This is a genomic window from Pseudomonas sp. LH1G9, assembly GCF_002949975.1.
Classification (GTDB): Bacteria; Pseudomonadota; Gammaproteobacteria; order Pseudomonadales; family Pseudomonadaceae; genus Aquipseudomonas; species Aquipseudomonas veronii.
Genome location: NZ_CP026880.1, coordinates 1,778,850 through 1,793,011, shown reverse-complemented (window position 1 = coordinate 1,793,011; position 14,162 = coordinate 1,778,850). Strand labels below are relative to the sequence as shown.

Below are 14,162 nucleotides of genomic sequence, written 5' to 3'. Positions count from 1 at the left end.
TCGCGAATGTCACGAAAACGTGCCGGGCAATCGCCTTTACAGGTGCAGGTCCATCAACTTTCCACGGGTTGCGCTGCCGGCGCTTTCAGCACCAGGGCGGCCATCAGCATGGCGAGCAACGACAAGCCGATGGCGACGCTGACGGCGACGTCGATGGCATCGCCCAGGGGCTGAATCGAGGTGAGCAAGGCGCCGAAGATCGCCACGCCGAAGGCGGAGCCGCTTTGGCGGCTGGCATTGAGCGTGCCCGCCGCCACCCCGGCCTTGGTGCGGTCAACCACACTCATCAGCACGGAGGTGGCGGCCGGGGTGATGATCCCGGCACCGAACCCCACGGCCGGGTAGCACACTGCGATACGCCAGTACGGTGCGTCACTGGCCAGGGCGAACAGGCCGATAAACCCCACGGTGTATAGGCCGAACCCCGCACACAGCACGGCGCGCGCGCCATACGCACGGGTCAGCCGGCCGCAGGTGAAGCTGCCCAGGGTGACCATGGCGGTCAATGGCAGGAAAGCCAGCCCGGTGTCCAGCGGCGACCAGCCACGCTCGCTCTGGAAGTACACGCTGAGCAGGAAAAACAGGCCATAGAACACCAGGGCCGATGCCAGCGACAGCAGCGTCGCCCCCGAGAACACCGGGTTGCGGAAATACTGCAGCGGCAGCATCGGGTCCTTGTGGCGGCTTTCGGTCACAAAGAACACGCACCAGGCGATACAGGCCACGAACACGCAGGCGTACACCCATTCGGAGTTCCACCCCAGCTTCGCCCCTTCAATCAGCACCGCCACCGAGGTCGCCAGCGCGATAATCGCGGCGACTTGCCCAGTGACGTCCAAGTGCCGGTTTGGCGCCAACGGTGCCGAAGACGGGATGCGCGAGGTCAGCCACACGCCCACCAGGGCGATCGGCACGTTGATCAAGAAGATGCTGCGCCAGCCGAACAGCTCGATCAGTATGCCGCCCACCAACGGTCCGGCCGCCATGGCGATGCCGCCGCACCCGGCCCACACGCCAATGGCGCCGGCGCGCTGGTGGGTCTGCGGGTAGGCGCTGTTGATCAACATCAAGGAACACGGCACCAGCAACGCGGCGCCCAGCCCCTGCAGGACCCGCGCACCGACCAACTCCGGCAGGTCGGTGGCCAGGCCGCATAACGCCGAGGCCAGGGCAAACAGGCCGAGGCCGACGGCGTAGATTTTCTTCGCGCCGAAACGATCGCCCAGCAGGCCACCCGTCAGCAGCAGGCTGGCGAAGGTCAGGGTATATGCGTTGATCACCCACTGCAGCCCGGTGATACCCGAGCCAAAGGTGCGGGAAATCGACTCCACTGCCACGTTGACAATCGAAGTGTCGAGGATAACGACCACATAGCTCAGACTCGTCGCAATCAGTACTTGTCGTTGGTAGCGGGTGTTGGAGGTCATGACCGCGAGCGTCCTTTAAGGGGGCGGCTCGACTATATGCAGCTTTCTGGGATAAACGCTTCGAGCTGTGTCGAAGTGTTTATGTTTATGTCATCCTGAAATCCGATTTCACCTGGCACAGCACGGAGTTCGACGGAATGACCCAGCCAAAAATCTCATCCATCGCCTACCTGATCGCCGAACCCGTGCGCGCAGTGATCCTGATCACCCTGGCAGATGGCAGTTCGATGTCTGCCAGCGCCTTGGCCGATGCCGCTGGCGTGACGCCGCAGACGGCCAGTTCGCACCTGGCGAAGCTGCTCGACGGCGGCTTGCTCACCGTGGAGACCAAGGGCCGCAACCGCTTCTATCAATTGGCCGGCCCCGATGTGTCCCATGTGCTGGAAAGCCTGGCGGCGGTCGCGCCGCAAACCAGTTCGTGGCGTAGCCTGCCCAACCGTTCGGCCCATGAATTGCGTTTTGCCCGTTGCTGCTACGACCACCTGGCCGGCCAGGTCGGCGTAGCGGTGACCCAAGGCATGCTGGAGCAGGGTTTTCTCCTTGAAAGCGACGAGCGCGAATACGTGCTCACCCGGCGTGGTACCGAGTGGCTGCAGTCACTCACCCCGCAGGCCGGCGAGCCATGCTTGTACGACCACCTCCAGGCCCGCCGCTGCCTGGATTGGACCGAACGGCAACACCACATCGCCGGGCCGCTCGGCACCCACCTGCTGGAGACTTTTTGCCGGCTGGGTTGGCTGCGCCGAACCGCCGGCTCGCGTGCGGTGTATGTAACCGGCTCGGGCTGGCGGGCATTCAAGCTGCATCTGGGGATTGAGCATCTGCGCCATCTCGAAGCACCGCTGCATGCCGTGACCCCGGCCAGGAAAACCCTTATGCCGGCACCTGTTGCGAGCTGAACAAGCGCTCGATTTCGGCGATGCGGCGCTCCTGGGCCACCCCACTCTGCTGCCAGGCGAGCAGCGTATTGATCCGCGCGTACCAGGCCGCCACATGGGGATACTCCAGAAACGGCGCCTGGGTCCGCGGGATATGACTCAGCGGGGCCGCCAGGTCGATGTCCGCCAGGCTCAACGCGTCGCCCACCACAAAGCGCCGGGTGCGCAAGTGCCCGTCGAGCACCGCCGTGTAGCGGTGGATCGCCTGCAACGCTTCGGCCACCAGGGTCGGGTTCTCGGCGCGGCCTTTGAGGCGGTCCATGAACCGCTGCTCGATCAGCACCGTGGGCCCGCGACGAAAATGCTCGGCGGCCCAGAACATCCATTTGAGCGTTTCGTACTTGGCATTGCCCGCGGGCAGCAATGACGAGCCGGCCCGTTCCGCCAGGTAAATCATGATCGCCGAGGCTTCGAACAGCACCACGTCGCCGTCGACCAAGGTCGGGATCGTGCCGTTGGGGTTGAGCGCCAGGTACTCCGGCGTGCGGTTCTCGCCACTGAACAGATCGAGGAAGACGAATTCGACCTCAAGCCCCAGGTAAGCGGCGGTCGTCAGTACGCGCCGGGTATTGCTCGAACCTCTGTCGCCATACACTTTCATGCCACTGCCTCGGTTGCGTGTTTGTCCATGAATGAAGGGTGCTCGGCGAGCAGCATCACCACCTCGCGGGCCTGGCGCACCGATTGGTACACCGAATTGACCATCGGCGCCGCCAGGTACGAGGCCACGCCCAGCAGCCAGATGTCTTCCGGCGCTTCGGCGCCGGGCAGGCTGACCTGCAACTGCGCTGACACATAAGGCGGCGTACACGGCGTTGCCGGCGGCACCTGCAGCTCAAGGCCGTTGCGCGAGGCATGGAAAAACTGTTTATGAAAACCGCTGGCGCACACCACCGCATCCACCGCCTCGATGCGCCCCTGGGCATCGTGGACCCGCCATTGGCCTCGCCACTCAAGCTGTGTCGGCAAGTGCGCGGCCAGTTGCAGGCGCCCTTCGTCGATCAGGCGCAGCAGCGTGGTTGCGGTCTGCAAAGGCACCGCGAACAGGTAACGCCCGACCGCTTCCCAGCAGTTTTGCAGCGCCGCCACGCGCACCGAGGGCGGCGCCGCGCGCAACTTCACGTCGGCCAGGTCCATGCACTGCACCAACAGGTTCTGCCAGTCCGTCGCGCCCCGTCGGGCCAAGGCGACTTCGCCGCGCAGGCGCTGGGTGGGCTCCGCGCTGCGATCGACTTGTTCGCGCAGCGAGCGGCCATTGATCGCCTTGGTCGCCCGCGCAACGATGCGCAGCAAGTGCCAGTACAGCTTGGGGTTTTCCAGGTCCAGCCGGGCGAATCGCGCTTCATCCAGGGCCACCGCGCCACGCCGGGGGGTGGCGGTACGCACGCCCGGCAAACGCCCGGAAGGCGACGCCATCAGCACCCGGTGTCCCGCGCCGCAGAGCAGCAACACACTGTCGACCGCCGACAGGCGACTGCCCAGCACCAAGACCCGTGACGGTTTATCCAGGCTGTCCAGCCAGGCCTTGGCCGGGTATGGCGTGGAGAAAATGCCCGGCGCACCGGCATGCGGGCTGACCAGCGGCGGCACGAACGGCGCGGCACTGCCGGTGCAGACCAGCACGGCACAGGCGCGCAGCTCGCTGCCTTCATCCAGCACCAGGCGATAGTCGCCGCGCGCGACCGGCTGGATATGCCGCACCGTCGCCCGCACGATCCGATGCGCAATGCCCCGGGCCTCGGCCACATCGCGGTACTCGGCATAGCGTTGCTTGAGATAGCCCGCCACCCAGGTCCGTGGCACAAACGCGTCTTCGCTGACGTCGATGCCCTGCGCCTGGAGGTAACGCTGAAAGTCGTGCGGCTCATCGTCCAGTATCGACAGGGTCTGCACCGAGGTATTGCATAACAGCACGTCCTCGCAGACGCCGAAGGCAATCGAGTCCGCCAGCCCCTCGGGATCGATGATGTCGATACGCTTGGCGTTGCCGACGCGCACCAGTTGGATAAACGCCGCGACACCGGTCACCGACCCACCAATGATCGCAACCGCCGCACGCGGGTTCACAGCGCTTGCGCCTTCGCCAGCACTGGCGCCAGCAAGCGCACGCCATACCAGCCCCAATACACGCGGTGGCAGGTGATCAAGCCGTCTTCTATCTCCATCATTTCCATCAGGTCGACCTGCTCCCCCGTCGGCGTCTTGCGCGGGTATTCCCACGTCAGGTTGCGGCCGTTGATGAAGGCTTTATCGCTGCGATACCACTCAGCCAGGTCATTGGGAAAGCGGCGCTTGCTGTCCTCCATGAACCGCTGGATCGTCCCCCGGCCGACCAGCACGCCGCTGCCGTGGTCGGGGTAGATCGCCAGCACCAGCGGCGTTTCGAACACCGCCTGCTCGGCATACAACGCCGCCGTCGCGGCCAGGTCGCCGGCACAGACGCTGGCGTGCCAGGCTTCATAGATAGCCAGCAGGCCGGGATCGATGGACGCAGTCATGAGGTTTCCTCGCGTGGCAGCACCGCTGCTAATAGAAGCCGCAATTGTAAAAAATTGCCACCCCGCCATGCTTCGACCTGGCCCGAAGTGTCAGGCACGCGATGCCTCTCAAGGATTACAGGGCGCCCAACTGTTTCATCAAGGTGAGGTTGTCTTCGATGTGCCAGTTGGCGGCGATCTTGCCGTTGTCGATCTGATAGATATCGGTGGCGATAAAGTCCACGGGCTGCCCAGCGCCCTTGATCTGGCCGAAGGTGCCGGTGAAGTGCCCGCGAAAATGCAGGTGAACAACCACGCGGTCGCCGGCGATGAGCATGTGTTCGACCTCGCAACGCAGGTCCGGTACCGCTTCACGAAACGCCCGGGAGGCGAGCAACGGGCCTTCGGGGCCTTGTTTACGTCCGGCCGGCGGGGTTTTGTCGATGAAATCTGCGGCCAGCGCCTCACGGGCCAGGCTTTCGTCGCCGGTATCCCAGAAGGTGTCATAACGGCGGGCGGCGGTTTCCATGAGCGCCAGTTGCGCAGGCGGGAGGCTCTTGTCCACCACCAGCACACCCGGCTTGACCAGTTCAGTGTTGGCCGCGAGGACGGCGCCGGAAAAGGTCGAGGTCAAGAGTGTGGCGATGAAGCAAACGCGCGCTATAGGTGAGGGTTTCATTGAAAAATCTCCTTGGGTGATGGGCTCAGAGGGTCTCGTGTTCGCGCAGGCTAAGCGGGCTTTTAAGGGTGTACTGCGCGATAGCGTCCTTGCGCATGAAGGCCACGCCGGGGTGGCGGTTGGCATAGCGCAAAAACTCATCCCAGACCCGGACCATTTGCGGCGTACCGCTGATGCGGTCGTGGGCGCTGATCGACATCATGCGGCGCCGGCTGCCGGCCTCTTCGTACAGCTGGTCGAAGTCCAGCTTCACCTGTTCCAGGAACTGCGACGGTGAGTAGTTGCGGCCTTCGATCAAGACGATGTCGTTGTTGCGCAAGGTGTACGGAACCACCACGAAATCCTGGCCGTTGACCTGCTCGATAAACGGCTCGTCGCGACTCACATCGTCGATGTGATAGACGTAGCCAAGCTCTTGCAGCAGCGCCAGGGTGTTGGGGCCACGGCGCAGCCAATTGCAGTTGTAGCCGCTGACCGGCTGGCCGGTGACGTCCTGCACCATGCTCGCGGCCTGGCGCAGGAACGTGCGTTCTTCATCGCGGCTCATGGCAAATTGCGAACTCCAGCGCGGGCCATGGCCCGCCGCCTCGTGTCCGCGCGCGACGATTTCCCGGGCCAACTGCGGATGCCGCTTCACCGCATCGCCGATCATGTGGCTGGTGACCTTCACCCCATGCCGGTCCCAGAGGTCGAGCAGCCTGGGAATGCCTTCGCGGTAGCCATAGGCGAACCAGGTATTGGTGGCCGGGTCAGCGGGCACGCTGTCGGGGAAGTCCACCTTGGGAAACGGGCTGTCGGTGCCCTTCAGCGGTTGCCCGCCGGCCTCGAACTGCATCGAGATCGAGACCACAAGCCGTGTGTCGCCGGGCCAGAAACCACCCTTGGCCTGGCGCGCAGCCGGTGCCGCCCCACTCTGCCCGGCCTGCGCCGCGCTCGCGTTGGCGCTGCCGAGCAGCGATCCGGCGGTCAACACCGCGGCGCCCGCGCCCGCCTGGGCCAGGAAGGTACGCCGTTGCAGGTTCACAGATGACATGACGGTAACTCCGTTGAATAAACACGGATGCAACGCTAGTCCTTTAGGTTTATTTTGATAATTGAGCTGAAATCAAAAATCACTTTCGGAAAAACCGAACAATGCTACTGAAGAACCTTGAGCTGTTTTTGTTGATCGTCGAGAAAGGCGGGCTGTCTGCCGCCGGCCGGGAACTGGGCTTATCGCCAGCCTCGGTGTCGGAACGGCTGGCGCAGTTGGAGAGTTTTTACGGCGCCAGCCTGCTCAAGCGCACCACCCGCGCGATCAACCTCACGGATGAAGGCCGCCTGCTGGTCGATGGCGCGCATCGCCTGTTGGCAGACGCCGACGAGTTGCACACCAGCATTCGCCTGGGCGCCGACACCCTTTGCGGGCCGATCCGCCTCAGCGCCCCGCAAGACTTCGGCCGCCAATACATCGAGCCGATCCTTGCGCAGTTCATGCAGGAGCACCCGCAGGTCAGCATCGACCTGAACCTCAGCGACGGCTATGTCGACCCCGTCGGCCAGGGGATCGACTTCGCCGTGCGCTTCGGCGCGCTGGCCGACAGCACCCTGCATGCCCGTCTGATTGGCGAAAACCGCCGAGTGGTGTGTGCATCACCGCTGTACCTGGCGCGCCACGGCACCCCGCAACACCCCGAGGACCTGGCCGCGCACGAGTGCCTGGTGATGCGCTTCGGCGTCAATATTTCGCGGGAGTGGGCGTTCATGCAGCACGGGCAGACCCACCGGATCATGGTGCGTGGCCGCCGCGTGGCGAACGACGGCGCGCTGGTCCGCCAATGGTGCCTGGCCGGCCACGGGATTTGCTTGAAATCGGTGTGGGACGTGCGTGCCGATCTCGACGCCGGCCGCTTGGTCGAGGTGCTCGAGGATTACGACCTGGGCCGCACAGCGCTGAACATCGTCTACCCGCCCACGCGCATTCAGCCCAGACGGGTGAGAATGTTGATAGAACGCATCGTTGCGCAGCTGGCGAGCGACAGTGCCAGTTAGGCGTTGCGGCGTTCCTTGCAGCGCGCGCAACATGCCTTTGTCATCAAGCATATTGATAGCTGCCTAATGAAACCCGCAGACTAGAGGGCTCACTCCGCGCTTATATCATTCCGAATGATAGTTATCTTTGCTTCATTCGATTCGTGACCTAGCAGCTCCCCGCGCATGATCCGCCCATCTCAAATACATTGGCGGATACACCTCATGGAACAGACACTCAAACACTTACGCTTGCCCCTGGCGATTCTGGCCGTGGCGGTGATGAGCGCGTGCGGCAAAACCCCGGAACAAGCGGCCGCCATGCCTCCTGCAAAAATCAGCGTGGCCAAGGTGCTTGAGCAACCGGTCAACGAGTGGGACGAATTCACCGGACGCCTGGAAGCACCGGAAACCGTGCAGATCCGTCCACGGGTGTCCGGCCAGATCGATCAGGTGGCCTTCACCGAAGGCGCCCTCGTGAAGAAAGGCGACCTGCTGTTTCAGATCGACCCACGCCCGTTCCAGGCCGAGGTGCGCCGCCTCGAAGCCCAGTTGCAACAGACCAAAGCCGCCGCCACCCGCAGCGATAACGAAGCGCAACGGGGCGAACGCCTGCGCCAGAGCAACGCGATCTCCGCCGAACTGGCCGACTCGCGCACCACCGCCGCCCAGGAAGCCCGCGCCGCTGTCGCCGGCATCCAGGCGCAGTTGGACCTGGCCAAGCTGAACCTGAGCTTCACCCGCGTCATCGCGCCGATCAGCGGCCGTGTCAGCCGTGCCGAGATCACCGCTGGCAACCTGGTCACCGCCGACGTCACCGCACTGACCAGCGTGGTCTCCACCGACAAGGTCTACGCCTACTTCGACGCCGATGAGCGCGTGTACCTCAAGTACACCGAACTCGCCCGCCAGGGTCGCCGTGGCGCGACCACCCCGGTGTACCTGGGCCTGTCGAATGAAACCGGCAACCCGCACCTGGGCCAGATGAACTTCGTCGACAACCAGGTCAACCCGGCCACCGGCACCATCCGTGGCCGCGCGGTATTCGACAACAGCAAAGGCGAATTCACCCCTGGCTTGTACGCCCGCCTGAAACTGGTCGGCAGCGGCACTTACTCCGCCGTGCTGATCAACGATGAAGCGGTCGGCACCGACCTGGGCAAGAAGTTCGTGCTGGTGATGGAAGGCGACAAGCCAGCCTACCGCTCGGTGGAACTGGGGCCGAAGATCGAAGGTTTGCGCATTGTGCGCAGCGGCCTGAACAAGGACGACACCATTATCGTCAAGGGCCTGCAGCGTGTGCGCCCGGGCGCGCCGGTCGCCCCGGAAACCATCCCGATGGCCAGCAAGGAAACCCTCGCCGCCTTGGCCCAACAACGACAAGCGCTTGAAGCCAGCAACCTGGAGCAAGTGGCGCCGGAAAAAACCGCGCCCAAGCTCGCAGCCGTCGCGACTCCACGCGGTTAAGGGATACGACTCAAGATGAATTTTTCCAAGTTCTTCATTTCGCGGCCGATCTTCGCAGCGGTGCTCTCGCTGTTGATCCTGATCGCTGGCGCGATCTCGCTGTTCCAACTGCCGATCAGCGAATACCCGGAAGTGGTGCCGCCGACCGTGGTGGTGCGTGCCAACTTCCCTGGCGCCAACCCCAAAGTCATCGGCGAAACCGTCGCCGCGCCGCTGGAACAGGCGATCACCGGCGTCGAGAACATGCTGTACATGTCCTCGCAGTCGACCGCCGACGGCAAACTGACCCTGACCATCACCTTCGCCCTGGGCACCGACCTGGACAACGCGCAGGTGCAGGTGCAAAACCGTGTGACGCGCACGCAACCCAAGCTGCCCGAGGAAGTGACGCGCATCGGTATCACCGTGGACAAGGCCTCCCCCGACCTGACCATGGTGGTGCATTTGACCTCCCCGGATCAGCGTTACGACATGCTTTACCTGTCCAACTACGCCTTGCTCAACATCAAGGACGAGTTGGCGCGCCTGGGCGGCGTGGGTGATGTGCAGCTGTTCGGCATGGGCGACTACTCCCTGCGCGTCTGGCTGGACCCGAACAAGACCGCTTCGCGCAACCTGACCGCCACCGATGTGGTGACCGCGATTCGCGAGCAGAACCGTCAAGTGGCCGCCGGTGCGCTGGGTGCGCCGCCTGCACCGAATGCCACCAGCTTCCAGTTGTCGGTGAACACCCAGGGCCGCCTGGTCACGGAAGAAGAGTTCGAGAACATCATCATTCGCGCCGGCGATAACGGTGAAATCACGCGCCTCAAAGACATCGCGCGGGTCGAGCTGGGTTCGAGCCAATACGCCCTGCGTTCGTTGCTCAACAACCAGCCGGCCGTGGCGATCCCGATCTTCCAGCGCCCGGGTTCGAACGCGATCCAGATCTCCAACGAAGTGCGCGACAAAATGGCGGAGCTGAAGAAGAGCTTCCCCGAAGGCATGGACTTCAGCATCGTCTACGACCCGACCATCTTCGTGCGCGGCTCCATCGAGGCGGTGGTGCATACCCTGTTCGAAGCGCTGATCCTCGTGGTGCTGGTGGTGATCCTGTTCCTGCAGACCTGGCGCGCCTCGATCATTCCGTTGGTGGCGGTGCCGGTCTCGCTGATCGGTACGTTTGCGGTGATGCACCTGTTCGGCTTCTCGCTCAACGCGCTGTCCTTGTTCGGCCTGGTACTCGCCATCGGCATCGTGGTGGATGACGCCATCGTGGTGGTGGAGAACGTCGAGCGCAACATCGAGCTGGGGCTGGAACCGTTCCAGGCGACTGAAAAGGCCATGAGCGAAGTGACCGGGCCGATCATCGCCACGGCACTGGTGCTGTGCGCCGTGTTCATTCCCGCCGCCTTCATCAGCGGCTTGACCGGGCAGTTCTACAAGCAGTTCGCCTTGACCATTGCGATTTCGACGGTGATCTCGGCCTTCAACTCGCTGACCTTGTCCCCTGCCCTGGCTGCTGTGTTGCTGCGCAGCCATGACGCGCCGAAGGATCGTTTCTCCAAGATACTCGACAAGCTGTTGGGGGGCTGGTTGTTCCGGCCGTTCAACCGCTTCTTCGAAAAAGCCAGCCATGGCTACGTCGGCACCGTGCGCCGGGTGATTCGCGGCAGCGGCATCGCGCTGTTCCTGTACGCCGGCCTGATGGTGCTGACGTGGTTCGGGTTTGCCCACACCCCGACCGGTTTCGTACCGGCCCAGGACAAGCAGTACCTGGTGGCTTTCGCCCAATTGCCGGACGCCGCAAGCCTGGATCGCACCGAAGACGTGATCAAGCGCATGTCCGACATCGCCCTGAAACAGCCGGGCGTGGAAAGCGCCGTGGCCTTCCCGGGCCTGTCGATCAATGGGTTCACCAACAGCCCGAACAGCGGCATCGTGTTCGTGACCCTCAAACCGTTCGACGAGCGTAAAGACCCGAGCATGTCCGCCGGTGCGATTGCCGGTGCGCTGAACGGCAAGTACAGCGACATCCAGGAAGCCTACATGGCGATCTTCCCACCGCCGCCGGTACAGGGCCTGGGCACCATCGGCGGGTTCCGCCTGCAGATCGAAGACCGTGGCAACCTGGGTTACGAAGAGCTGTACAAAGAAGTGCAGAACGTCATCACCAAGAGCCGCAGCACGCCGGAGCTGTTCGGCCTGTTCACCAGCTACACGGTCAACGTGCCCCAGGTCGATGCCGCCATCGACCGCGAAAAGGCCAAGACCCACGGCGTGGCGATCAGCGACATCTTCGACACCCTGCAGATCTACCTGGGTTCGTTGTATGCCAACGACTTCAACCGCTTCGGCCGCACCTACCAGGTCAACGTGCAGGCTGAACAGCAGTTCCGCCTGGATGAAGACCAGATCGGCCAGTTGAAAGTGCGCAACAACAAAGGCGAGATGATCCCGCTGGCGACCTTCATCAAGGTCAGCGACACCTCTGGCCCGGACCGCGTAATGCACTACAACGGCTTCATCACCGCGGAAATCAACGGCAACGCTGCACCGGGCTACAGCTCCGGCCAGGCCCAGGCCGCGATTGAAAAACTGCTGAAGGATGAACTGCCCAACGGCATGACCTACGAGTGGACCGACCTGACGTATCAGCAAATCCTCTCGGGCAACACCGCGCTGTTCGTGTTCCCGCTGTGTGTGCTGCTGGCGTTCCTGGTACTGGCCGCCCAATACGAAAGCTGGAGCCTGCCGCTGGCGGTGATCCTGATCGTACCGATGACGCTGCTGTCGGCCATCACCGGGGTGATCATCTCGGGCGGCGACAACAACATCTTCACCCAGATCGGCCTGATCGTGCTGGTGGGCCTGGCCTGTAAGAACGCGATTCTGATCGTCGAGTTCGCCAAGGATAAACAGCAGGAAGGCCTCGACCCGCTCGCCGCGGTGCTGGAAGCCTGCCGTCTGCGGCTGCGGCCGATCCTGATGACCTCGTTCGCCTTCATCATGGGTGTGGTGCCCCTGGTGCTGTCCAGCGGTGCCGGTGCCGAGATGCGGCATGCCATGGGCGTGGCGGTGTTCTCCGGGATGATCGGCGTGACCTTCTTCGGGCTGTTGCTGACACCAGTGTTCTACGTACTCATCCGTCGCTATGTGGAGCGCCAGGACGCGCGCAAAGCGGCCAAGGCCTTGAAGCTGGAGACACAGCAATGAGTGTGAAAGTCTTTCTGCCGAGCTTGCTGGTCCTGGCGCTGAGCGCCTGTGCCGTGGGCCCGGACTACACAACCCAGACCCCGGAGGCGGCCAATATCACGGCTGCCGCCGATGCCAAAAAATACGACCACGGGAAATTCGAAGGCATCTGGTGGCAGCAATTCGACGACCCGACTCTGAACCAGTTGGTGACTCAGTCGCTGAGCGGTAACCGCGACCTGCGTGTGGCGTTTGCCCGCCTGCGGGCCGCACGGGCGATCCGCGATGACGCCAGCAACGACGCGATGCCGACCATCACCAGCCGCGCCAGCAGTGACCTGGCCAAGGGGCAAATCCCTGGCCAGACCACCAAGCGCGTCAACAGCGAGCGTTATGACCTGGGCCTGGACATGGCCTGGGAGCTGGACCTGTTCGGCCGCATCCAGCGCAACCTGGAAGCCACCGACGCCGACCAGCAAGCGGCCGAAGCCGACCTGTACCAGCTGCAAGTCACGCTGATTGCCGAACTGGTGGACGCCTACGGTCAACTGCGCGGCGCGCAACTGCGTGAACGCATCGCCCTGGACAACCTGAAGAACCAACAGGAGTCGCGCACCATCACCGTCAGCCTGCGCGATGCCGGCGTGGGCGACCAACTCGACGTGGAACGTGCCGACGCGCGCCTCGCAGCGGTGGAAGCCAGCGTGCCGCAACTGCAGGCCGAACAAGTGCGCGAGCGCAACCGCATCGCCACCCTCCTCGGCCAGCGCCCCGACAAGCTGAGCGTGGACCTGAGCCCGAAAGACTTGCCGGCGATTGCCAAGGCGCTGCCGATCGGCGATCCAGGGCTACTGCTGCAACGGCGCCCGGACATTCTGAGTGCCGAACGCAAACTGGCATCCGCCACCGCGCGCATCGGCGTGGCCAAGGCCGACCTGTTCCCACGGGTCAGCCTCAGCGGCTTCCTCGGCTTCACCGCCGGGCGCGGTTCGCAGATCGGTTCATCCGCGGCGAATGCCTGGGCCCTCGGCCCGAGCATCACCTGGGCCGCGTTTGACCTGGGCAGCGTGCGTGCGCGCCTGCGCGGCGCCGATGCCGAGGCCGATGGCGCCCTGGCCAACTACGAGCAGCAAGTGTTGCTGGCGTTGGAAGAATCCGAGAACGCCTTCAGCGACTACGGCAAGCGTCAGCAACGCCTGGTCTCGCTGATCCGCCAAAGCGAATCCAGCCGCGCCGCCGCCGACCTCGCCGCGATCCGCTACCGCGAAGGCACCGTGGACTTCCTCGTGCTGCTCGACGCACAACGCGAACGCCTCGCTGCCGAAGACTCCCAGGCCCAGGCCGAGGTTGATCTGTATCGCGGGATTGTTGCGATCTACAAGGCGCTGGGTGGCGGTTGGCAGCCGGATACGGTGGTCGCTACGGCCAAGTGATGTAAAGAGCTCCTTTGGTTGGTCGCATCCAGCCAATTTTTAGCCCCGTGGTCTGTTTGGTCATGGGGCTTTTTTTGTGTCGCAGTTACTGATGTAGCCACTTATACAAGATGTCAGCGGTGGCGCTCATTAGAAAAAGCACTCCAACAAGCAGGGTTCCCTGAAGCAATCGCTTGAGGTTACGAGGAAAGGCTTGTACCTGCTGCCAATCCACTGCACCTCGTTTTACGTTCCACTTTGGTAGAACAACCGCTGCGGTGACGGCAGATAGTCGAATCATTCTTCCTCGAATCGAATTACCCCAAACACGTTGATTGGGTGTGATAAGACTGCATTTGTTTAGAAGATATTCCATTTCGTCGAGTCTTCGATAAGCCAGGTATATCAAAACCACAAAGGCGATGAAGACCAAAAAAAACAGAGTCAAATCAAACCAGAGCTTCAGCGGATGATAAATAAAACAATCAATACTCATATAGTTTCTCTCCTACTTACTTGCCGAGCTAACTCCCATAACTGCCCCTTACAGCGCCTGCGGTTCCCCCCGCCAGTGCCAA

The 14,162-nt window shown here is 63.1% G+C and carries 12 protein-coding genes; 5 read left to right on the top strand and 7 right to left on the bottom strand.

Annotated elements, in window-relative coordinates; translation table 11 throughout:
• Positions 1-53 precede the first annotated feature (53 nt).
• Positions 54-1,427 (bottom strand): MFS transporter, encoded by a 1,374-nt coding sequence (locus C5F70_RS08530; RefSeq protein ID WP_104903102.1) that lies wholly within the window; start codon positions 1,425-1,427, stop codon positions 54-56.
• 137 nt (positions 1,428-1,564) lie between these two features.
• On the opposite strand from C5F70_RS08530, the gene C5F70_RS08525 reads away from it, so the two are divergent.
• Positions 1,565-2,326 (top strand): helix-turn-helix transcriptional regulator, encoded by a 762-nt coding sequence (locus tag C5F70_RS08525; RefSeq protein WP_017847291.1) that lies wholly within the window; start codon positions 1,565-1,567, stop codon positions 2,324-2,326.
• Here the strand turns inward: C5F70_RS08525 and C5F70_RS08520 are convergent.
• The 5 genes from C5F70_RS08520 to C5F70_RS08500 all read right to left on the bottom strand — a co-directional run bounded on the left by C5F70_RS08520 (position 2,301) and on the right by C5F70_RS08500 (position 6,554).
• Positions 2,301-2,966 carry a glutathione S-transferase family protein gene (locus C5F70_RS08520; RefSeq protein ID WP_104903101.1) on the bottom strand — a complete coding sequence of 222 codons (666 nt, stop codon included), beginning with the start codon at positions 2,964-2,966 and terminating at the stop codon, positions 2,301-2,303. The genes C5F70_RS08525 and C5F70_RS08520 overlap by 26 nt on opposite strands.
• Complete coding sequence (locus tag C5F70_RS08515) at positions 2,963-4,432, bottom strand: FAD/NAD(P)-binding protein (protein WP_104903100.1); 1,470 nt, start codon at positions 4,430-4,432, stop codon at positions 2,963-2,965. The genes C5F70_RS08520 and C5F70_RS08515 overlap by 4 nt, the downstream gene beginning before the upstream one ends.
• On the bottom strand, positions 4,429-4,863 hold the full coding sequence (locus C5F70_RS08510; RefSeq protein ID WP_104903099.1) for a nuclear transport factor 2 family protein: 435 nt from the start codon (positions 4,861-4,863) through the stop codon (positions 4,429-4,431). Before C5F70_RS08510 ends, C5F70_RS08515 begins: the two co-directional genes overlap by 4 nt.
• Positions 4,864-4,978: 115 nt before the next feature.
• The gene (locus C5F70_RS08505) at positions 4,979-5,521 is read right to left on the bottom strand and encodes an ester cyclase (RefSeq protein ID WP_104903098.1); all 543 of its coding nucleotides are present in this window, start codon (positions 5,519-5,521) and stop codon (positions 4,979-4,981) included.
• Positions 5,522-5,546: 25 nt separating this feature from the next.
• A complete protein-coding gene (locus C5F70_RS08500) occupies positions 5,547-6,554 on the bottom strand; it encodes a polysaccharide deacetylase family protein (protein WP_046383240.1) in 1,008 nt (335 codons plus the stop codon).
• A gap of 101 nt (positions 6,555-6,655) precedes the next feature.
• Here C5F70_RS08500 and C5F70_RS08495 point away from each other — a divergent pair, with 101 nt between their 5' ends.
• From C5F70_RS08495 to C5F70_RS08480, 4 genes are all read left to right on the top strand, one after another.
• Positions 6,656-7,552: a LysR family transcriptional regulator gene (locus tag C5F70_RS08495; RefSeq protein ID WP_104903097.1), complete on the top strand. Its 897-nt coding sequence runs from the start codon at positions 6,656-6,658 to the stop codon at positions 7,550-7,552.
• 204 nt (positions 7,553-7,756) lie between these two features.
• A complete protein-coding gene (gene mexE, locus C5F70_RS08490) occupies positions 7,757-8,998 on the top strand; it encodes a multidrug efflux RND transporter periplasmic adaptor subunit MexE (RefSeq protein ID WP_017847284.1) in 1,242 nt (413 codons plus the stop codon).
• 15 nt (positions 8,999-9,013) lie between these two features.
• Complete coding sequence (locus C5F70_RS08485; protein ID WP_104903096.1) at positions 9,014-12,193, top strand: efflux RND transporter permease subunit; 3,180 nt, start codon at positions 9,014-9,016, stop codon at positions 12,191-12,193.
• Positions 12,190-13,605, top strand: a complete 1,416-nt coding sequence (locus tag C5F70_RS08480; protein WP_046383236.1) for an efflux transporter outer membrane subunit — start codon at positions 12,190-12,192, stop codon at positions 13,603-13,605. The genes C5F70_RS08485 and C5F70_RS08480 overlap by 4 nt, the downstream gene beginning before the upstream one ends.
• Positions 13,606-13,690: 85 nt before the next feature.
• On the opposite strand, the gene C5F70_RS08475 is transcribed toward C5F70_RS08480, so the two are convergent.
• Positions 13,691-14,080 (bottom strand): hypothetical protein, encoded by a 390-nt coding sequence (locus C5F70_RS08475; RefSeq protein WP_079443682.1) that lies wholly within the window; start codon positions 14,078-14,080, stop codon positions 13,691-13,693.
• Between the last annotated feature and the right edge of the window lie 82 nt (positions 14,081-14,162).